The 20,612-nt window shown below is 34.1% G+C and carries 19 protein-coding genes; 6 read left to right on the top strand and 13 right to left on the bottom strand.

Annotated features, from left to right (window positions below; translation table 11 throughout):
* The first annotated feature begins 277 nt into the window (after window positions 1-277).
* From ACSV4D_RS00805 to ACSV4D_RS00790, 4 genes are all read left to right on the top strand, one after another.
* Window positions 278-1,387: a TlpA family protein disulfide reductase gene (locus ACSV4D_RS00805; protein WP_439226783.1), complete on the top strand. Its 1,110-nt coding sequence runs from the start codon at window positions 278-280 to the stop codon at window positions 1,385-1,387.
* Window positions 1,388-1,565: 178 nt separating this feature from the next.
* A complete protein-coding gene (locus tag ACSV4D_RS00800; protein WP_439226782.1) occupies window positions 1,566-1,946 on the top strand; it encodes a hypothetical protein in 381 nt (126 codons plus the stop codon).
* A complete protein-coding gene (locus tag ACSV4D_RS00795) occupies window positions 1,943-3,331 on the top strand; it encodes an alpha/beta hydrolase family protein (protein WP_408080926.1) in 1,389 nt (462 codons plus the stop codon). The genes ACSV4D_RS00800 and ACSV4D_RS00795 overlap by 4 nt, the downstream gene beginning before the upstream one ends.
* A gap of 267 nt (window positions 3,332-3,598) precedes the next feature.
* Window positions 3,599-6,028: a PAS domain S-box protein gene (locus ACSV4D_RS00790; protein ID WP_439226781.1), complete on the top strand. Its 2,430-nt coding sequence runs from the start codon at window positions 3,599-3,601 to the stop codon at window positions 6,026-6,028.
* Between the two features lie 36 nt (window positions 6,029-6,064).
* On the opposite strand, the gene ACSV4D_RS00785 is transcribed toward ACSV4D_RS00790, so the two are convergent.
* The 13 genes from ACSV4D_RS00785 to ACSV4D_RS00725 all read right to left on the bottom strand — a co-directional run bounded on the left by ACSV4D_RS00785 (window position 6,065) and on the right by ACSV4D_RS00725 (window position 18,921).
* The gene (locus tag ACSV4D_RS00785; protein WP_439226780.1) at window positions 6,065-6,892 is read right to left on the bottom strand and encodes an MOSC domain-containing protein; all 828 of its coding nucleotides are present in this window, start codon (window positions 6,890-6,892) and stop codon (window positions 6,065-6,067) included.
* Between the two features lie 44 nt (window positions 6,893-6,936).
* Window positions 6,937-9,456, bottom strand: a complete 2,520-nt coding sequence (locus ACSV4D_RS00780) for a multicopper oxidase domain-containing protein (protein WP_439226779.1) — start codon at window positions 9,454-9,456, stop codon at window positions 6,937-6,939.
* Window positions 9,457-9,461: 5 nt separating this feature from the next.
* Window positions 9,462-11,852 carry a heavy metal translocating P-type ATPase gene (locus ACSV4D_RS00775; RefSeq protein ID WP_439226778.1) on the bottom strand — a complete coding sequence of 797 codons (2,391 nt, stop codon included), beginning with the start codon at window positions 11,850-11,852 and terminating at the stop codon, window positions 9,462-9,464.
* Between the two features lie 79 nt (window positions 11,853-11,931).
* The gene (locus ACSV4D_RS00770; RefSeq protein ID WP_439226777.1) at window positions 11,932-12,492 is read right to left on the bottom strand and encodes a helix-turn-helix domain-containing protein; all 561 of its coding nucleotides are present in this window, start codon (window positions 12,490-12,492) and stop codon (window positions 11,932-11,934) included.
* A gap of 99 nt (window positions 12,493-12,591) precedes the next feature.
* The gene (locus ACSV4D_RS00765) at window positions 12,592-13,287 is read right to left on the bottom strand and encodes a DUF3347 domain-containing protein (RefSeq protein WP_439226776.1); all 696 of its coding nucleotides are present in this window, start codon (window positions 13,285-13,287) and stop codon (window positions 12,592-12,594) included.
* Window positions 13,288-13,311: 24 nt separating this feature from the next.
* A complete protein-coding gene (locus ACSV4D_RS00760; protein WP_439226775.1) occupies window positions 13,312-14,112 on the bottom strand; it encodes a hypothetical protein in 801 nt (266 codons plus the stop codon).
* On the bottom strand, window positions 14,113-14,637 hold the full coding sequence (locus ACSV4D_RS00755) for a heavy-metal-associated domain-containing protein (protein WP_439226774.1): 525 nt from the start codon (window positions 14,635-14,637) through the stop codon (window positions 14,113-14,115).
* An 82-nt stretch (window positions 14,638-14,719) separates the two neighbouring features.
* The gene (locus ACSV4D_RS00750; protein ID WP_439226773.1) at window positions 14,720-15,085 is read right to left on the bottom strand and encodes a heavy-metal-associated domain-containing protein; all 366 of its coding nucleotides are present in this window, start codon (window positions 15,083-15,085) and stop codon (window positions 14,720-14,722) included.
* A 144-nt stretch (window positions 15,086-15,229) separates the two neighbouring features.
* Window positions 15,230-15,598 (bottom strand): hypothetical protein, encoded by a 369-nt coding sequence (locus ACSV4D_RS00745; RefSeq protein ID WP_439226772.1) that lies wholly within the window; start codon window positions 15,596-15,598, stop codon window positions 15,230-15,232.
* Between the two features lie 91 nt (window positions 15,599-15,689).
* Entirely contained in the window at window positions 15,690-16,031 is a 342-nt protein-coding gene (locus ACSV4D_RS00740) for a phage holin family protein (protein WP_408080915.1), read from the bottom strand.
* A 115-nt stretch (window positions 16,032-16,146) separates the two neighbouring features.
* On the bottom strand, window positions 16,147-17,097 hold the full coding sequence (locus tag ACSV4D_RS00735) for a glycoside hydrolase family 43 protein (protein WP_439226771.1): 951 nt from the start codon (window positions 17,095-17,097) through the stop codon (window positions 16,147-16,149).
* Window positions 17,098-17,359: 262 nt separating this feature from the next.
* Entirely contained in the window at window positions 17,360-18,121 is a 762-nt protein-coding gene (locus tag ACSV4D_RS00730) for an alpha/beta fold hydrolase (RefSeq protein WP_439226770.1), read from the bottom strand.
* An 86-nt stretch (window positions 18,122-18,207) separates the two neighbouring features.
* Window positions 18,208-18,921: a pyridoxine 5'-phosphate synthase gene (locus tag ACSV4D_RS00725; RefSeq protein WP_439226769.1), complete on the bottom strand. Its 714-nt coding sequence runs from the start codon at window positions 18,919-18,921 to the stop codon at window positions 18,208-18,210.
* A gap of 116 nt (window positions 18,922-19,037) precedes the next feature.
* Here ACSV4D_RS00725 and ACSV4D_RS00720 point away from each other — a divergent pair, with 116 nt between their 5' ends.
* Both ACSV4D_RS00720 and ACSV4D_RS00715 read left to right on the top strand, forming a co-directional pair.
* Entirely contained in the window at window positions 19,038-19,694 is a 657-nt protein-coding gene (locus tag ACSV4D_RS00720) for a CBS domain-containing protein (RefSeq protein ID WP_439226768.1), read from the top strand.
* Between the two features lie 5 nt (window positions 19,695-19,699).
* Window positions 19,700-20,584: an NAD kinase gene (locus tag ACSV4D_RS00715; protein WP_408080910.1), complete on the top strand. Its 885-nt coding sequence runs from the start codon at window positions 19,700-19,702 to the stop codon at window positions 20,582-20,584.
* The last annotated feature ends 28 nt before the right edge of the window (window positions 20,585-20,612 follow it).

Below are 20,612 nucleotides of genomic sequence, written 5' to 3'. Positions count from 1 at the left end.
ACGAGTTCAAGATGCTAAAGTCCATCTCATTTCCAAGCTTTTATTTGGGCATGTCCCTTCGTAATCTGATCCATGGAACTAAGGATGTTTGCTACAAACAAAGTTCACAGAACTCCTAATTCAAATAAACATCGAGTGAGGTAATCTTTATATTTCCATTACTATTCTTCACGCCAGTCCCACAAAAAACCACATTATACTTTTCCAAAAAAACTCCACCAACTGTAAGAATATTTTTTATATTTGATAATTAAAAATTAAATAACCGCTACTAACCATGAAAAAAACCACTTTGTTAATACTATGCATTGTATCAATGATAGCCAATGCTCAGGATAAAAAAATATGGGCTAAGTCATTCATCAACAAGCAAGCTCCTGAACTCATTGTAGAAAAATGGATCTCTGAACAACCTTACATAACAAAAGATAAGTTTATACTAATCGATTTTTGGGCCAGTTGGTGTGGCCCATGCAAAAGAGCGATCCCTAAATTAAATAATTTTCAAAAAGAATTTAAAGATGATTTAATTATAATAGGAATAAGTGACGAACCTGAACATGTAGTCAAAAACCAAACCAATCCTGCCATTGAGTATTTTAACGCTATTGATACTAAAAAAAGATTATACAATATTTTTGAAGTAACCGGAATACCACATTGTGTTATTATCAATCCGGCCGGAGTTGTAGTATGGGAAGGTTTTCCCTATTTACAGGGACATGAGTTAACTTCAGATGTTATTAAAAATCTAATTAGCGAGTCCGATAAATTAATCTTAAAAAATACCACGGAAGCTAATATTTCTAAATACTCTTCTCTTTCTATTGGTGAATTGAATGACAGAAAAACAGAATTAGAACTTGAAGCTAATTATATTTTAGTAAATGATTACTTAGAACAAATAGAAAGAGAAGATGTAAATCACATGGCATTAACAAAAATTGATCATGGAATTGTAACATCCTATTGGGAAAATGCTACAGAGTTAAAAACCTATTACAAGAACTGGAAAGAAGCAGTCTCAAAAATAAGTGCTTTTGAAAAAGAGCATGCACCGGAACTTCAGGAATTAAGCACCCAATTTAAAAACAAAACAATCGATAAAGAGGTGTACCTGAGAGAAAACCGAACAATAAGAAACTATTTAAGTTCAAAATATCCAAATGAGTACACAGAACTTTCGACAAATCATATCAGAAACCTTAAAACCATGTGGAAAGCAACTGCAAGGTATATGCTGGAAGATTATAAAAAACAAAAGAAAACATTTCCTGTATACTGGATTCCCGAAAATGACAGAGTAATTTCAGAGAAAAAGAAAAAATACAGTCTCATCAATCAAGAAATTATTGCTGTACAAAATGAAATAAAAAAAAGAATCTAAAAGCAATCAATAACCATCATCATGCTAGAATTAATCTGGGGAATATTCAATTTTGCAGTGCTAATTTACTTTGTAATTATTTGCTTTAAAGCAGTGAATGTTATTCGTGAAAATTTAGGAGGCACAGCCACTCTTATTCTTGTTTTAGGTCTTATATCTTTTAAAATAAACTCAAAAGATGAAGACAAAAAAAACAAAAACTTTTGACTTACAAAATGTATCCCAAAAAACAGAACCTGAAAATTTTAAAGGAAACACTTTTTTTAATGACATAAAACTTGAACACACTCTTTTAACAGATTTTCACATGTTAATTAGATACGGAGCAGATAATAATGAAATCAAGTTGTTAACAGCTTTTGTAAACAGGACAGGAATCGAAATGGGAACCGAATGGAAACCTTCTAGTGTATTTCTAAATAAAATCAACTATAATTTATATGAATATCATGTTTCCGGCTCAATCGACTGGAAAATGTTAGGAATTAGAATTTACAGCCAGTCAAAAGAATTTGATGGAAAAATTGAATTAAAAAAACAAAATACAATCAATCAATGAAAAAATTAGCATTTACAATTCTAGCGGGATTAATTTCTCTAAGCTTTTTTGGACAGGAAATTACAGGTCAATGGCATGGTGTTTTAAAAGTTCCGGGAGCACAATTAAGATTGGTATTTAATATCGAAAAAACAGCAAATGGCATTAGCGCGACAATGGACAGCCCGGATCAGGGAGCCAAAGGAATTCCGGTAAGCAGCAGTAGTTTTGAAAGCTCAGTATTAAAAATGGCTATCGCTCAGGCTCAAATTGCATACGAGGGAACCTTAGGAACAGACAACACCATTATTGGTAATTTTAAACAATCGGGACAAAATTTTCCTTTGAATCTATCAAAAGAAAAAGCAGAAAAAGAAATACCTATTCGACCACAAGAACCTAAAAAACCGTATTCTTATTATTCTGAAGATATTATTTTCGAAAATAAAAAAGCAGGAATAGCTTTATCAGGCACACTAACATTACCTAAACAAGAAGGAGTTTTCCCAGCGGTGATTTTAATTAGCGGCAGCGGACCTCAAAACAGAGATGAGGAATTAATGGGGCACAAACCATTTCTGGTACTTTCTGACTACTTAACTAAAAACGGAATTGCCGTATTACGTTATGATGACAGAGGAGTTGCAGCCTCAAAAGGGGATTTTAAAACTGCCACAACTGCAGACTTCGCCACAGATGCTGAAGCCGCAATTGAGTATTTAAAAACCAGAAAGGAAATCAACAAAAGTAAAATTGGCTTAATCGGACACAGCGAAGGCGGTATAATTGCCCCAATGGTTGCAACCCAATCTAAAGACGTAGCTTTTATCATTTTACTGGCAGGAACAGGAATTCAGGGTGACCAATTGCTTTTGTTGCAACAACAATTAATCGGGAAAACATCAGGAATGAGTGCTGAAGCATTAGAAAAAATCAAATTCAACAATACTCAAATATTTGACATTATAAACAAATCTACCAGCACCGAACAATTACAAACTGATTTAGCCCATTATTTAAAACAAAATCCCAGCGCTGAAAAACCGTCCGGAATGACTGAGGAAGAATTTGTAAGATTGCAAATGCAACAAATTGCAACGCCCTGGATGCAGTATTTCATCAAGTACAATCCTGCAACAGCATTAGAAGAAGTAAAATGTCCGGTATTAGCCCTTAACGGCGAAAAAGATTTACAAGTACCTCCAAAAGAAAATTTAGCAGCCATAAAAGCAGCCTTATCAAGAGGAGGAAATAAAAATGTAAGCATAATAGAACTTCCTAACTTAAACCATTTGTTTCAGGAATGCGAAACGGGTTCACCACAGGAATATGCAACCATTGAACAAACACTCGCCCCGGTTGCTTTAACCGAAATAACGAAGTGGATAAAAACTCAGACGAATTAAAATCAGACATCATATTTATCTGCTTCTTCATTTTAAAATTATTTGTTACCAAACAAATAAAAAAAACACCACAGTCTCAACAAACTCGTTTTCAACAAAACGAGTTTGTTTTTTTATAAACCAGAGCAAACTCATTTATTCAATATCATTAGAATTAAAAATAAATTTTGTTATTCAAAACAATACTGATATATTTATACAACACAGCAATCAGCCATATGTTTGGAGCCCCTATAAGCATGCTGATATTTAAAATTCCCACTAAGAATGCAACAACCTACTATACCCATAAATGAAGAAAAAAGAATTGCAGAATTAGATTCTTATAAAATAATAGGCGAATTAGAAAGTGAAGATTATGATTTTTTAACTCAAATGGCAGCCCAAATATGCGAGACTAAAATTGCCCTAATTAGTTTAATAACTAATGACAAACAATGGTTTTTATCGCATCATGGTATAAAAGAAAGAGAAACACCAAAAGAATTAGCTTTCTGTGCACATGCCATTAATCAACCCGAAAATGTTTTTATTGTTGAAGATGCCCGAAAAGACAAGCGTTTTCAGGATAATCCGCTGGTTACGGGTTACCCAACGGTAATTTTTTATGCAGGTATGCCATTAGTAACAGAAAATGGTTTCCCTTTAGGAACAATCTGCGTTATTGATGATAATCCTAAAAAACTGTCCGAAAAACAGATTAATTCTTTAAAACTGCTTGCTAAGCAAGCCATCAAGTTACTCGAACTTCGAAAAAAAACATCATTATTAGAAGAACAAAATAACACCCTCAAAAAAACAAATCTTTTATTCAACGAAAGTCAACGCATTAATAAAATTGGTGCCTGGGAACTCGACATCAAAACCGGAAGTGTTTTCTGGACTGATGAAGTCTATCAAATTCATGAAGTAGCCAATGATCTCATTTTTGACAAAACCAAAGGAATTGAATTTTACCATCCTGACGATAGACATATTATTATAAATGCCTTAGAAAACACTATAAATACAGGAGAACCTTTTGATGTTCAATGCCGTTTTATTACTGCAAAAAACAATTTTAAATGGGTACGTTCCTCAGGAAAAGTATTGGAAGAAAATGGAAAAAGAACCAAACTTTTTGGGACTTTTCAAGACATAACTGAAATAAAAGAAAGACAGGAAAAACTTCGTGTCAGCGAAGAGACTTTTAGAGCTAACTTTGAACAGGCAGCCATTGGTATGGCTTTGCTTAATGAAAAAGGACAATGGTTAAAAGTCAACAAAAGACTATGCAAAATACTAGGTTACACCAAAGATGAATTACTAAAACTCACTTTCCAGGACATTACCTTTCCTAATGATTTAGAAACCGATTTAATTCTCCTTGAAGAATTAATTGGAGGAAAACGCGATGGCTATACCATGGAAAAACGCTATTTCCATAAAAACGGAGAAATCGTCTATGTGATTCTGGGCGTATCAATGGTAAAAGATGAAAACGGAAAAATTCTTTATTTTATTTCTCAAATTGTAGATATTACAACTCAAAAAACCTTTGAAATCCAATTAGCAAATATCATTGCTTATAACCAAGCTCTCTTGGATGCTAGTACTCAAGTTGCTATTATTGGAACAGATACTAAAGGAATTATTACTACTTTCAATGAAGGAGCAGAACAACTATTGGGTTATGATGCTGAAGAATTAATCAACAAACAAACACCTGAGCTTATTCATATTCAGGAAGAAGTAGAAGCTGTTGCGCAAAATCTTCTTGAAGAAACTGGAGAAAAAACAGATGGTTTTGATGTTTTTGTTCACAATGCAAAAAAAGGTAAAGCAGAAACCAAAGAGTGGACTTACAAAAGAAAAGACGGCAGTACATTTCCTGTTTTACTTTCAGTAACCGCAATTAAGCAAAAGAAAAATATTAGCGGTTTTCTGGGAATAGCTACAGACATTACCCAAATGAAACAAGTAGAACGCGAAATATTATCATTACTTGAAATTGCTGAATCTCAAAATGAGCGATTAAAAAACTTTGCTTATATCGTTTCACACAATTTGCGTTCCCATTCTGGCGGCATCAGCTCTTTAATGGAATTAATCGAATCTGAATTTCCGGACTTTAGCCAGACAGATTATTTTGATTATTTAAAAAAATCATCCATTAATTTATCCGAAACCATCAAGCACCTCACTGAAGTGGTTCAGATTAACCTCTCGGCAAAAGAAAAACTGGAAAGCGTTTTCTTAAAACCATTTATTGACAAAAACACCAGCAGTCTGATGTCTGTAGCAAAAAAACAAAACATACGGATTATTAATGAAGTTAAAAAAGAAACCACTATCAAAGTAATTCCGGCTTATCTGGACAGTATTATCATGAATTTTATGACTAATGCTATTAAATACAGTTCAAAAGAAAGAGAAAGTTTTGTAAAAATCCAAACCGAAGAAACCCCAAAACATGTCATTCTGAAATTCATTGACAATGGTTTAGGAATAGATTTAAACAAACACGGACACAAACTTTTTGGTATGTACAAAACTTTTCATCAACATGAAGACTCCAGAGGTATTGGTTTGTTTATTACCAAAAACCAAATTGAATCTATGAATGGTAAAATTGAAGTCGAAAGCGAAGTAAATATTGGAACTACTTTTAAAATATATTTCGAGCATGAAAAAATCGATTCACAACTATTTTGTTAAACCCTATTTAAATCCACATTCAGCTGACAACAGTGTTCAATTTGACCTCTTTTTCAAAACAGCAATTTCATCACCCACTTTCAAACTCCCTTCCTGTAATGCGATTACATTTTGACCAAAAATTACTTTTTTATTTACTGTCTTATATTTTGACAAAGTACGCAAAGGCTCTTTACCGTCAACAGCACCTGATTCAGGATTTACAGTAACGATAACGCACCTTCCGGAAGGTTTAACACCAAAAAAATCTAAATTCCCAATAGTAAATCCCTTCCAGCTTTCTTCTTCATAAGGCTCGCCACCGGTGAAAACAAAATTAGGTCGGAATCGTTTTACAGAAAGAGCCGTTTCTAAACGTGAATTCAAATCATCTAAGGAAGACTGACCAATAATTAAATACGGAAATCCATCTGAAAAAGACGTAATATCACTTTGCGAAACAGCATAATTGGGATCTACTTTCCGCTGACTTTCATCAGGCATATAAACTAATCGAACCTTAAAGCCCAATCGGTCTGTAAACCAATTGTTGGCTTCAGCACTTACCTCATTAGCGTGTACCTTATCTTCCCAGACCATAACGCAAACTTTATTTTCCGATTTTACCGAGCTCTCATTCAGGCTAATACGCAATGCTTCAGACTGTCTGCCTTTATAGCTAATTTTTAAAAAACCATTGTTAATTTCAGGCTGAAATAAAGCCAGTTCAGGATATTCCCTTTGGGTAATAAAAACACCATGTTCATCCACAAGCATCCATCTACGGTCGTGTTCTAAACCTCGAGGCATCACCTTTGACTCTTTTAAGGCTATTCCGCCTAATGATTTTACAGGATAAATCCAGATTTCTGAAAGTTGCAGCATTATAATTATTTTTTATCAAAAATACGAATTACAAACAAAGACTATTAATAATTAAAATTCAATCCAAAACCTATCCCCATATCACTATCATAATGTGTTGTAATTCCCATATTTTTACCCACAATATATTTAAATCCTGCCATATATTCTTTATCAGTATTTACCATAAAAGTCATTCGCAAACGTTTTGAAACAGGAATATCTTCCCGCATTAATTGCAAACGTACATTTCCGTCATGATAGACTTCTGCTTGTGCAACTACTAAAAGTGGTAAGGTATAATTGACTCCTAAACTAAACTGAAGTCGTTTATCCTTAGTACTTTTTTGTCCAAATAAATTCTGCTCCACTTCTCCATGTTCTAATTTTCGATAACGGGCATCAAAACCAATAAAAGGCATCAACCATTGATTTCTCCCGATATACCTTCCAATATGAGTTTCAGATTCGTAACTATGATGGTCTTTATATCCTAATCGCCATTCGGTACCAAAACTCCATCTTGCATTTTGAAACATCAACTGACCATCATTCCCATTGGTAGCAAAATCATTTTCTGCCATAAAATGCAAGCTATTACTTTCGGCTTGTAATTTCTTATAAGCCGCTTCTTTATTAGGCAAAAGAGGATTTACTGCTGAGTTTTCATAGCTAAAAACCCGATTCATACCTGCCATCATGTGGTACAAAATATGACAATGAAAAAACCAGTCTCCATCTGTATTGGCGGCAAATTCTATTGTATCGGTCTCCATAGGCATAATATCCAAAACGTTTTTTAAAGGCGCATAATCCCCCTGACCATTCAGTACTCTAAAATCATGTCCGTGCAAGTGCATTGGGTGACGCATCATCGAATTGTTGTACAAAGTAATCCTAACATTTTCTCCTTTTTTAATCAAAATTTTATCTGTTTCTGAAAGTACTTTATTGTCCATACTCCACACATACCGATTCATGTTTCCAGTCAATTCAAAACGTAATTCATGAACAAGAGCATCCTCAGGAAGTGTAGTTTTTACAGTCGATTTCAACATCGAATAATTCAAAGTAACAATATCCGATTTTTTAGAATCCATTGCGTGAGCGGAATGATCCATTTTATTTTCACTCATTTCCTCCCCTCCTTTGGAGGGGTTGGGGGAGGATTCGGGGTACATTACGGAATTCATATCCATTTTTTGCAGACTCATTTTCATACCCATATCATTCATGGTTCCATCTATATTCATCATCTCGTTCATCATTTTCATGCCTTCAAAATATTTTAATTTAGGCAAAGTATGTGCGGCTTTCTTAACACCTTCTCCAATATAAATAGAAGCAGATTTGGTTCTGTCTTCTGGCGTGGCTAAAAAAGCATAAGAAGTATTTTTCTCCGGAATGGTCACAATTACATCATAGGTTTCAGAAACCCCAATAATCAATCGATTCACTTCAACGGGTTCTACATCGTTTCCGTCATTAGCCACTACAGTCATTTTTCCACCAGCATAGGTCAACCAAAAATAAGACGATGCTCCGGCATTAGAAATTCGCAAACGCACTTTGTCGCCTGCTTTAAATTGAGACAATTGGCTTTCATTCTGCCCGTTGATTAAGAATTTATCATAATATACATCACTCACATCCATAGCCAGCATCCGTTTCCATTCGTTGTTTAATTTGGTTTTAAAATGCCCTTCTTTTATTGCTTCAGTATAACTTTGAGTCGTTCCTTTTTTAATGGCAAACCAATCGGTAGCATTGTGCAGCATCCTATGAACATTATCAGGCTTGTAATTAGTCCATTCACTCAAAATAATGGGAACTTGTGGAATATCATCAATACCCTTTCTAAAAGTTTCATCTTCTGGTTTTTTCTTCAAAATCAATGCACCATACATTCCTATTTGTTCCTGCATTCCAGAATGACTATGATACCAATGTGTCCCATTTTGAATTATTGGAAAAGTATATTTATGTGTTGTTCCGGGTTCAATAGGCATCTGAGTCAAATAAGGAACACCATCCTCTTTATTAGACAAAAACAATCCATGCCAATGCAAAGAAGTTCCTGTTTTTAATTTGTTATGCACATAAATTTCAGCTGTATCTCCTTCGGTAAAAGTTAATGTTGGCATTGGAATTTGACCGTTTACAGCAATGGCATGTTTAGATTTTCCAGCAAAAGTTACCATTGTGTCACGAACAAACAAATCATAACGTACCTTTTTAGAAATAGTTTTTGGTAAAACTTTCTTTTCTACAACGGTGCTTTCTTTTGGCAAATCAGCGGGTTTAGTTGGTTCACTCTTAGATACCTCAATTTCTTTTTTAATCTTTACAGGATTTTTAGGAATTGACTTTACTGGGATCTCCTTTTTAACTGCTTCTTTTTTAGACTTCTTAATTTTCACTTTTACCAATTCCATGCCACATTTCGAACAATCTCCAGATTTTGATTCATGAATTTCAGGATGCATTACACAAGTATAATAGTAATCTTGAGCTACTTTTTTTTCCTGAGCATTTACAAACTGACCCATCACAAAAAAACAAAACAGGTATAATATCTTATTCATGATTTCTATAATTTTAAATTACGCAATCGCAACGCATTCGCAATTACCGAAACCGAACTAAAACTCATTGCCAAGGCAGCAATCATTGGTGAAAGCAAAATTCCGAAAAATGGATATAAAATACCCGCAGCAACAGGAATTCCCAGTATGTTATAAAAAAAAGCGAAGAATAAATTCTGATGAATGTTTTTCATCACCGCATGGCTCAATTGTTTGGCTTTTACAATTCCTTGCAAATCGCCTTTTACCAGCGTAATTTTTGCACTTTCAATCGCTACATCGGTTCCGGTTCCCATTGCAATCCCAATATCTGCTTGCGCTAATGCCGGAGCATCATTAATTCCGTCTCCGGCCATAGCCACAATCTTGCCTTCGGACTGCCATTTCTGAATCACTTTGAGTTTATCCTGCGGCAAACAATCTGCCACAAACGAACTCAGATGCAACTGATCAGCTACAGCCTTAGCGGTGTTTTTGTTGTCTCCGGTAAGCATAATCACTTCAACCCCCTGATTTATTAGTGTTTTTATGGCCTTAACACTATTCTTTTTTATAGCATCAGTGATGGTTACAAATCCTGCAGCAGTTTCATCGATTGAAATATAAGAAACTGTTTTTCCAAGCTTTTGCTCAGCTGTAACTTGTTTTTCTAATGATTCCTCAACCGAAACTTTCAGTTCATCCATTAATTTTTTATTTCCTAAAGCCACTTTTTTATTAGAAACCATTCCCACTACCCCTTTTCCTGTTACGGATTCAAATTGTTTAGTTTCTGATAATTTTATGTTTTTCACTTCCGCAAAATGGACTACAGCCTGCGCCAAAGGATGTTCGCTATATTGATTTAAAGAAGCAATTATTTGTAACAACTCATCTTCGTTGTTATGAATCGCATACAGTTTTTCTACAGAAGGTTTTCCTTCTGTAATTGTTCCTGTTTTATCAGTAACGAGTACGTTTACCTTATCCGTTTTTTCTAAAGCTTCAGCATTTTTTATCAATATTCCTGATTGGGCGCCTTTACCCACTCCCACCATTACTGACATGGGTGTGGCTAAGCCTAAAGCACAGGGACAGGCTATAATTAAAACTGCAACAGCATTAATAAAACCATACATCAAAGCATTTTCTTCGGGACCGAATTTTGCCCAGACGAGAAATGTAATCACCGAAACAGCGACTACTGCGGGCACAAAATATTTTGCAATTTTATCCGCTAATTTTTGAATTGGTGCACGGGATCGACTGGCATCATTCACCATTTGTATAATTTGCGAAAGCAGGGTTTCCGAACCAACTTTTTCTGCCACCATTATAAAAGACTGATTGCCGTTAATGGTTCCTGCCACTACCGCATCGTCTGCTTTTTTATCTACCGGAATGGGTTCTCCCGAAATCATTGACTCATCAATAGTACTTTCTCCTTCAACTATTTTTCCATCCACGGGAATTTTGTCTCCCGGTTTTACACGTAATAAATCCCCTTTTTTGATATCGTGTATCGAAATCACTTTATCTTTTCCATCCAGTACCAAAACTGCTTCAACAGGCGCTAACTTCATCAGTTCTTTCAGAGCACCGCTGGTTTTATTATGCGCTTTGGCTTCTAATAGCTGTCCTAATAAAACTAAGCTTAAAATAACAGTTGTTGCTTCAAAATAAAGATGCACACTTCCACCATCGGTTTTAAATTCAGCCGGAAAAAATTCCGGAAAGAGTAATCCGAAAACACTAAATAAAAAAGCCATTCCTGAACCGATTCCGATAAGCGTAAACATATTGAGATTCCAGGTAACTACTGATTTCCAGGCACGTTTAAAAAACATCCAAGCTGCATAAAAAACCACCGGAAGCGATAGCACAAATTGCACCCAGTTCCAGGTTTTCATATTCGTAATTCTCATTAAAGGATTATTAGGAATCATATCTGACATAGCAATAATGAAAACAGGAATAGTAAACAGCAATGCAATTTTCATTTTATGCTCTAAATGAGTATAGCTTTTATTTTCTTCCTCTTCAGATACTTCCACGGTTACTAAATCCATCCCACAAACAGGACAATTTCCGGGTTCGTCATAGACTTTGTCCCCTTCGCAAAACATAGGACAATAGTATTTACCCACTGCATTTGGTGGCGGAGCCGGAGCAACTGTTTCAGTTACTTTTAATTTTAAATCATTAGGATTAAAAACTTTTATAGTATAATTTCCTGCCTGAGCAATCACTTCCTGAAACTGAGAAATCTGGATGGGTTCTTGCATCGAAATCTCGGCTTTTGGCGGATCTAAAGTGACTTCCGCTTCTGCTCCTTCTATGCTGTTGAGTGCATTTTCAACTTTTGTCCGGCAAGAATTACAATGCATCCCACTGATGGTATAGCTGTACTTTTTCATGTTTCTTTATTTGATATAACAAATTTCAAAATTAAAAACACGCACACTATTACATAATTATGGAAACGATTTGTATGATTTATAATTCGTCTATCTGCCTTCTTTTTTTGTCTTCTAGCTGTTTGAATTGTGTCGGCGTTATTCCAGTAGTCTTTTTAAATTGATTGCTCAAATGCGCCACACTACTATAGTTCAACTGAAAAGCAATTTGACTCAGACTAAGTTCGTTATAAATCAATAATTCTTTTACTTTTTCTATTTTTTGAGCAATAAAATAATGCTCGATTGTAATTCCTTCGGTTTCAGAAAACAAATTGCTCAACGCACTATAATCCTGTTTTAAATCATCGACAATGTAACCGGACAAGTTTACTTTGAGTTTCTCATTCTGATAATGAACTAAGGTTACAATCAGATTTTTTATTCTTTCAATGGTTTTGCTTATTTTATCATCCAATAATTCAAAACCTAAGTCTTTGAGGTCTTCAGACAATAAGTGTTTTTGTGTTTCACTCAGTTCTTTCGAAATCTCAACCTGCCCCAACTGCATCGAAAGTATCGGAATTTCTATTTTTTCGAAGACTGTCTTCACTGCCATTTCGCAGCGGCTGCAAACCATATTCTTGATATAAACTCTCATTTTGGAAATTATTTTTTTGAACTTAACAAAAAAATCCTAACTCAAGATGAAGCCAGGATTTTAATGAAATTAATTTTGTGGTTAATAAATCAAAAATGATTATTGAATTTCTTTAATCATTCCGCCACAGCTTAGCATTTCAGAACCATAATACGGATTTCTGATTTCTTTCAGTTCGCTTATCCAATAACCACTTTTTCCTTCATTATACATTGGGCAATAATCCTGAAACAATTTTTTATTGGTTCCAAAAGTAGCAATCAGATTAGTAATATCTTTACTTAAAACAGCAAAATACATTCTTTGCTGCGCAATTTTTCCATCATTTGAAACAATTAATTCTGCTTGCTCTTTTGCCTCATCAGTAATATTCAAATATTTAGTCAATAATTCTTTCGTAATCTTATCGGTTTTAGTCGCTGAAACTGCTTGGGCAAAATCATGGGCTGCTTTTGTAGCTTCTTTTCCATCATCATTTGCCAGAGCATTTTTAATTTTTAAATATGCATCAATAATTGCATCTGTTGAAACGGACGCTTTAACCGCATCACTAACTTCTGTTATTTCAACTTTAGTATCACCTGCTTCAGCCTGTTTTACCGGTTCTAAATCCATTCCGCATTCTTTACAAATATCGCCTTTTTTCCCAATTTCTTCAGGGTGCATTGGACAGCTATATTTCGCATCGGTTTTTACAATTACTTGTCCTTCGGTAGTTTTTTCCTCTTTATTTTTTTGATTACACCCCAGAACAAGCACTGCTAATAAAACAGAACTCAGTAATATTTTTTTCATTTTTCAAATTTTAAAATCATTAAACTAATTGGTTACATTAAAAAAAGTATACTCTAATTTGAGTAAAATACTATTAGCGCTAATGCGTTGCATATCCGAATACACCTGACGCCTGTAAGCCAGATCTATTCGGGCCTGACTGTTGATAATAAACTGAACCGAAGGTACAACATCTAAATAAGATTTCCCATTTTGATTCAGTCGCTGACCTAAAAATTCCAGCATTGCATTAATGTTTGTTTGCTTAAAATTAGTATATTTTTTAGGATACATCAATTGCCCGACCGAAAAAGTATAATTCATTGCACTGTTACTGAAGTCCTCAGGAAAAATATTATTCTGATTATTCAGGGCTCTTTCATAACTAATACTTGCACTCAAAGCGGTTTTATTGATTAGTTGCGTTGCCACAGTTCCAATTTCATATCCTGAATTCATCCCCATAGTTTCAATATCCTCCTGATGAATCTGCGCATTACTGGTACTTAGTCTTCCGTAAGCCGCCAATCGAAAATGACTATGCAAGTCGTCAACTGATAAAAAACGGTATTTAGCATATAAACTACCTCCTTCTAATTTTAAATCCCCTCCTCTGTCACTTAAAAATGCCGAAGCATGAATCATCCAGTCTTTGTTGACGCCCCACATCAATTCGGGCATGTTATGATAATTGTACCCCTCTGTTTTCTTGAATGCAAAAAGACTCATGTCTCTCAATCCTATTGAAGCCGTAGGCATATTACTGGCTGGCTCAGTCATGACAAACAACTCCTGTGCGTTAGTTTGAAGAGATAAAAAACTTACTATGATTGCAAAATATTTCATTTAAATTGTTTTTACATAATAAATCCCTTCCTCTTTCCCTGAAACAGTGTATTTTAAGAGCATTTTTGCCGTTTTTTTATACTCTTTTTTTGTAACAAAACCGCTGTTTAATATTTTTAGCCTTAATTTGTCACCTTCCGGTTTCGTAACAGGGTTTACAAAAACATAAGTCCCTGTTTCGTTTTTAAAACTGCTGTTGTCTTTGGGTTTTACATTCTCGGCATTCATAGTCAAAATCATAGAACCAACAAAAAAACCTGTTTTTTCAATATTATGCTTTAAATCCTGCGGAGTTATTAAACTGTTCTTTTTAAAATTTACCACAAATGTATTGCTGTTCAGATCGATCATTACTTTTTCTACTTCAGGCATTGCTTTCAATTGTTTGTTGATGGCGTTAGAACACATGGAACAGGTCAAACCTGTCGCCGTAATTTCGGCTTTTGAAATTTGTGCATACGAACTTGTCATGCCTATGAGCAGCATCAGAACAATGAATCTTTTTATAATTATATCTGTTTTCATCTTTTTATTTTTTTGAAGTTTATGAGTTCACTACAGTCTTAAGCCTAATTCTCTTAAGACTGTAGTGAAATGAACTATTTAGCTATTTTTTAGCCTCTTTTTTAATTGTATTTCTATCATATTGACAACAGCTGTGAAGTTTATTGTACTGCTTATCATTAGCAACAAATTCTTCATTTTCATAACCGGCATCAGCAATCCGTTTTAAAATTTCTTCCGGATTTGTCTTTGAGGAATCATAAGTTATTTGTGCTATTTTTGAATCTACATTCCAGTTTACCATCGCAGTTTTCTTAATATTTCCGGCAGTTTCAATAGTCTTTTTACACATTTCGCAATTGCCTGCTATTTTTACGTTGGCTGTTTTTTTATTTTTAATTTGTGCATTAATGCTTAGCATTGACAGCAATACGAATGTTGCTGTCATTATTTTTTTTAATGATTTCATGATTGAATGTTTTTTTGTGAACAGGCTAATTCATAACAAATAGTCTCAATAAACTATTGCCTTTTAAATTGCCCTGAAAGAATAAATGAATTTATAAGTAATTTGCTTTCAAACAGACAGACCAATGGCTATCAGCAAAGAAAATTAGCCTATTTTAGGAATAAGCCAAAGTGTGGCATATCCGTCCAAAGGAACAGATATAGCCTGAGAAAAGTTTTGTTTTTTTTCTGAAAAATTGAAATTCATATTTAGAATTTCATATTGAATTGAGGAAGCAATTGCAATATTTACTGAAGATACATTACACATGAACTGTCCACATTTACCGGAACAGCCTTTGTCTTTTGATTCTTTAGACTGTGTTTTTTTACTACAGCAATCTTTCATTTTTGTTTTAGAAGTCATTTCCATCTTACAGGAATGATTGCCTGAATCGGTACCACATGCATAGGTTGATCCGGGCATCAGGAAGAAGCCCAGCAATACAATCAATATGAAGTGGATTTTATTCATTTTCGAATCTTACAAAGCACAAAATTAAACATTTTTGCTTCGGCAAAAGTAAAAACACTGTGTTTTATGATTTTTTTATAAATCGATCTGACTATTTATCTCCTAACAAAAGACTCACAAGTGACTGTGAAACCGATAAAATAATGCTGAATAATAATGCTGTAAAGAAGTTATCAACATCAAATCCGCCTACAATGTTGTCACATAAAATAATTATCAGACCATTAATCACCAACAGAAATAATCCCAGCGTGAAAATGGTTATAGGTAAAGTAAACAACACCAAAACCGGTTTAATAAAAAGATTGAGTAAACCCAAGACTACAGCAACAAAAAGTGCAGTTGTAAAACTCGCTACATGAACGCCACTCATAAAATGAGAAATCAATAATACTAAAACTGAAGTAGTAAGAACTTTTATAATTAATTTCATTTCTGCCTATTTTTTAAACTTTTATAAAAGTACAATTATTTTTAAATAATAAAATCACAAGGACAAACATTCGTGTTTTATTTTGCAATTCTACCAGTTGTTTTATTCAAAAAAATTATTTCCAATGCTTAGCTAAAAGTTCCGCTTCTTTTCTGGTCAGATGAATTACCGAACCATGCTTTTGAACCGAAAAATTAGTGCGTTTCATCACTCCCTGATCAAAATGTCCCAAATTAGTAAAGGTTTTAAAATCGGTAGTTTCAGCAAATCCAAAATTGTGTGGATTTACACTAAAAACATCATACATCAACACCCATTTACTCTCACCAATACGCTTAAAAACATTAGGCGCTTCACATGATTTTTTTTCAAAATCAATTTGTTCCGGCTGGTACACATAATCTGTATTTATTTTATCCGAAAAGGCCACTTTAATCCCTCCCGGACTTTCCTGTGCCACATACATCATGCAAAATCTTCCGTCAGGTAATTTTGTAATATCAGCATCTAAAATTTGTTTGGTTTCATCCGGATAATCAAAAAGAATTTCCGGAGTAGTTTCAAGAGCTGTAAAATCCTTATTCATATAAGCATAATACAATTTGGTCTTTCCTTTTCCCTTTCGCATGGTAAAATAAATCATGATTCTGTCTTTAGCTTCATCATAAATCAGTTCAGGTGCCCACACGCAACCCACATTCCATTCGGGATAAGCTTTATTAATATCTAAAACAGAATGCGACCAGTGAATCAAATCTTTGGATTTCATCAAAACCAAATCCCGATTATTTCCCCAATCGTATTTATCTCCGGGACGTTCCCATTCGGTGTCACGATAGCCTTTTTGTTTGCCGTAAATATGTAAATCGGTCATGGCAATGTAAAAATAACCATCGTTGCCACGCATGATATAAGGATCGCGAATTCCTTTTTGCTCTGCAATAGTATCCCCGGCAACAACAGGTTTCCCGCTATTAACATCCGTAAATGTATAGCCATCATCACTCAGGGCAAAATACAATCCGTGGGTATCATCTTTAAAATAAGTCATTAAATACGCATCCATTTTTGGATGGCTGTTTTTATTTTTCACAGAACTGCAGGCTGAAAAAACAAGCGTTAAAAAAATGAGAACAATTGCTTTTGTATTTAGAGCTTTTTCTTTAAAGCGAATAAATGTGTACATTTTATTTTGGTATAATGGGTTAAAAAGTTAGTTTTCAAAACAGAACAAACATAAGTGTTTTTTATACATTTATCAAAACATATTTAAAAAAAGCAGCAAATACATAATTGCTGCTTTCGATAATAAATTAAAAAAAATGTTTTTATTTCAAAAACGAAATGACCATTTGAAAAAATAACGCTGGATTTTCAGCATGAAGCCAATGTCCGGCATTTGGAATTGTTTCCAGTTTCATTAACGGGAAATGCTCGGCAATATTTTCAATATCGGAATCTAAGATATAATTAGAACTACCTCCACGTATAAAAAGAGTTGGTTTTTCAAAAATTAATTCAGAGGGCAATGCCACTCCTATTTCTTCAATTTTCTTATTAAACACAGATAAATTAAACCGGAAAGCTAACTGTCCCGGCTCATGCCAATATAGGTTTTTCAATAAAAACTGCCTGGTTCCAAAATCAGTTATATACTGACTTAAGATTGCTTCCACATCTGCACGACTTGGTTTTACCGAAAAATCTACAGCATTCAGTCCCGCTAAAATAGTCTGATGATGTGGCGCATAATATTTTGGTCCAATATCAGCTACGATTAATTTATCGACCATTTCAGGATATCTGGAAGCAAAAAGCATTGCCGCTTTTCCTCCCATCGAATGCCCCAATAAATTAACAGATTGTAAAGCATGCTCCTGACAGTATTCCAGAATATCCTGAACCATTAATTCATAACTAAAATCTTCTGATTGCACGCTACGCCCGTGATTACGCATATCGAGCATATGAACCTGAAAACCTTTGTCAGCAAATTGTCCTCCTAAAGTTTTCCAGTTGTCTGACATTCCCAGAAATCCATGAATAATTAAAAAAGCTTTTCCTTCTCCTTCTATTTTTGAATAAAGCATTTGATTCTATATTTTAGATTGCAGATTTTTAGATTGCAGAAATGATTTCAAAACAAAATCAACACTTTTCAATCTAAATCAAACTATTATTTTAATTTTCGTAAATACATATTAACCACGTTTTCTAAACCAAGATACAAAGCCTCAGCAATTAAAGCGTGACCAATAGAAACCTCTAATAATCCGGGGATATTTTGTTTAAAAAACTGAATATTATCCAAACTTAAATCATGTCCTGCATTGATTCCTAAACCCAATTCATTGGCTAAAACAGCCGATTTTACATATGGATCAATTCCTTTCTCGTTTCCTAAACTGTATTGATGTGCAAAAGCTTCGGTATACAATTCAATTCTGTCCGTTCCGGTTTTTTTAGCACCTTCAATCATTTCTAATTCAGGATCCACAAAAATGGAAGTTCTGATTCCGTTGCGCTGAAATTCCTGTATCATCTCGGTTAAATACGCCTGATTTTTAATGGTATCCCATCCTGCTGAAGATGTAATAGCACCTATAGCATCAGGAACCAGAGTTACCTGATCCGGCTTAGACTCTAAAACTAAATCTACGAAATTATGTTGCGGATTACCTTCAATATTATATTCTGTATAAACAATTGATTTTAAATCGCGCGCATCCTGATAGCGAATGTGACGTTCATCCGGACGTGGATGGATGGTGATTCCCTGTCCACCAAATTTTTGAATATCAGTGGCTACTTTTAATAAATCGGGAACATTTCCCCCACGGGCATTACGTAAAGTAGCTATTTTATTGATATTTACACTTAACTTTGTCATTAAAAACGTTTTTTAATTACGAAAAACTATAACCTGGTTACAAAAATACAAAGTAAAAGCTAGGCGTTTTTGCCTTTTTTTGATTATTTTGCATAAAAATTGAGTACTCAGATAAAATGGATATTACAAACTACATAACGAACGATTTTAAAGCCATTGACAGTCAGGAATCTATTGCTGTTGTAAGGGATTTTTTAGGAGATTTCAATTTCTCTCATTTCCCTGTTTTAGAAGACGGCGTATATATAGGTAGTGTTTCGGCTGAAGACATTGAAACTTTTGAAGAACAAAAAACAATAACTGATTATAAATACAGTCTGGAACCATTTTTCACAAGGACAAATGCTATCTGGCTGGAAGTTCTGGAAGTTTTCGCCAAACATCATTCTAACTTGATTCCTGTTTTAGACGAAAACAATATTTATGCAGGATATTATGAGCTTGAGGATATTATGAGCTTTTTTAACCAGACTCCTTTTTTAAAAGAACAAGGACGTATTGTAAAAATCAGGAAAGGAGTTTTGGATTATTCAATGAGTCAAATCACTCAGATTGTTGAAAGCAATAATGGTAAACTTTTAGGTTTGTTTATTTCGGAATCTGACATTAACAGCGTTGAAGTAACTATAAAAATAAGTTCGGGAGCTATTAATGAAATTATCCAGACTTTCAGAAGGTATAATTATGAAATAATTTCAGAACATCACGAAGACTCTTATATCACTAATTTAAAAGAACGTTCAGACTATTTAGACAAATACCTTAACATGTAACCCCAATGAAGATAGCCATTTACGGTCAATATTATCAAAATAGCACAGAACCTATCATTAAAGACATCTTTGTTTTTTTTAACAGAAACAATATTGAAATCGTTATAGAGTCAAATTTTTTAGCATTAATTCAGGAAAAAAAGATTATTGAAAAAGAATACAAAACATTTTCTTCCCATAACGAATTAGACAGCAGTTTTGACATGCTTTTAAGCATTGGCGGAGACGGAACTATATTAAGAGCAGCCACCTTAGTGAGAGATTCCGGCATTCCTATTTTAGGGATTAATGCGGGGAGGCTGGGATTTCTGGCCACCGTTCAAAAAGAAAACATTGATGAATTTTTACAAATTGTAATCGAAAAAAGATATACTCTTTCCAAAAGAACTCTGCTGAGTCTGACCTCTTTTCCTGAAAATGAAGCTTTAAATGACATTAATTTTGCCATGAATGAAGTTTCTGTAAGCCGGAAAGACACTACATCGATGATTACTATTGATACTTATCTTAATGGAGAAATTTTAAACTCATACTGGGCAGATGGTTTAATTATTTCAACGCCTACCGGTTCAACAGGATATTCTTTAAGTTGTGGCGGTCCCATTCTTACTCCGGATGTACAAAGTCTGGTCATCACCCCTATCGCCCCACATAATCTCAATGCAAGACCCCTTGTAATTCCTGATGCAACAGAAATCATGTTAAAAGTTTCCGGGAGAGAAGAAAATTATCTGGTTTCATTAGACTCAAGAATTACTTCGGTTAGAAATGAATCCGTATTAACCATTAAAAAGACTCCTTTTCAAATAAATATGGTTGAAATACCTAATGAAACTTTCTTAAAAACATTAAGAACAAAATTGCTTTGGGGAGAAGATAAAAGAAATTAATTTTTTAAAATCTTCATTTTATACAATA

Origin of the sequence: Flavobacterium sp. ARAG 55.4, assembly GCF_051846875.1 — a bacterium.
Classification (GTDB): Bacteria; Bacteroidota; Bacteroidia; order Flavobacteriales; family Flavobacteriaceae; genus Flavobacterium; species Flavobacterium plantiphilum.
Note: the sequence above shows the minus strand (reverse complement) of the source record. Positions and strands in the feature narration are given on the sequence as shown.

Excerpts from the sequence above, each read along its gene's own strand:
- ACSV4D_RS00720 (WP_439226768.1), top strand. The coding sequence starts at position 19,038 with ATGGATATTACAAACTACATAACGAACGATTTTAAAGCCATTGACAGT.
- ACSV4D_RS00795 (WP_408080926.1), top strand. The coding sequence starts at position 1,943 with ATGAAAAAATTAGCATTTACAATTCTAGCGGGATTAATTTCTCTAAGC.
- ACSV4D_RS00775 (WP_439226778.1), bottom strand. The coding sequence starts at position 11,852 with ATGAAAAAGTACAGCTATACCATCAGTGGGATGCATTGTAATTCTTGC.
- ACSV4D_RS00790 (WP_439226781.1), top strand. The coding sequence starts at position 3,599 with ATGCAACAACCTACTATACCCATAAATGAAGAAAAAAGAATTGCAGAA.
- ACSV4D_RS00725 (WP_439226769.1), bottom strand. The coding sequence starts at position 18,921 with ATGACAAAGTTAAGTGTAAATATCAATAAAATAGCTACTTTACGTAAT.
- ACSV4D_RS00755 (WP_439226774.1), bottom strand. The coding sequence starts at position 14,637 with ATGAAAACAGATATAATTATAAAAAGATTCATTGTTCTGATGCTGCTC.
- ACSV4D_RS00760 (WP_439226775.1), bottom strand. The coding sequence starts at position 14,112 with ATGAAATATTTTGCAATCATAGTAAGTTTTTTATCTCTTCAAACTAAC.
- ACSV4D_RS00770 (WP_439226777.1), bottom strand. The coding sequence starts at position 12,492 with ATGAGAGTTTATATCAAGAATATGGTTTGCAGCCGCTGCGAAATGGCA.
- ACSV4D_RS00730 (WP_439226770.1), bottom strand. The coding sequence starts at position 18,121 with ATGCTTTATTCAAAAATAGAAGGAGAAGGAAAAGCTTTTTTAATTATT.
- ACSV4D_RS00785 (WP_439226780.1), bottom strand. The coding sequence starts at position 6,892 with ATGCTGCAACTTTCAGAAATCTGGATTTATCCTGTAAAATCATTAGGC.
- ACSV4D_RS00805 (WP_439226783.1), top strand. The coding sequence starts at position 278 with ATGAAAAAAACCACTTTGTTAATACTATGCATTGTATCAATGATAGCC.
- ACSV4D_RS00715 (WP_408080910.1), top strand. The coding sequence starts at position 19,700 with ATGAAGATAGCCATTTACGGTCAATATTATCAAAATAGCACAGAACCT.
- ACSV4D_RS00765 (WP_439226776.1), bottom strand. The coding sequence starts at position 13,287 with ATGAAAAAAATATTACTGAGTTCTGTTTTATTAGCAGTGCTTGTTCTG.
- ACSV4D_RS00750 (WP_439226773.1), bottom strand. The coding sequence starts at position 15,085 with ATGAAATCATTAAAAAAAATAATGACAGCAACATTCGTATTGCTGTCA.
- ACSV4D_RS00800 (WP_439226782.1), top strand. The coding sequence starts at position 1,566 with ATGAAGACAAAAAAAACAAAAACTTTTGACTTACAAAATGTATCCCAA.
- ACSV4D_RS00740 (WP_408080915.1), bottom strand. The coding sequence starts at position 16,031 with ATGAAATTAATTATAAAAGTTCTTACTACTTCAGTTTTAGTATTATTG.
- ACSV4D_RS00745 (WP_439226772.1), bottom strand. The coding sequence starts at position 15,598 with ATGAATAAAATCCACTTCATATTGATTGTATTGCTGGGCTTCTTCCTG.
- ACSV4D_RS00735 (WP_439226771.1), bottom strand. The coding sequence starts at position 17,097 with ATGGATGCGTATTTAATGACTTATTTTAAAGATGATACCCACGGATTG.
- ACSV4D_RS00780 (WP_439226779.1), bottom strand. The coding sequence starts at position 9,456 with ATGAATAAGATATTATACCTGTTTTGTTTTTTTGTGATGGGTCAGTTT.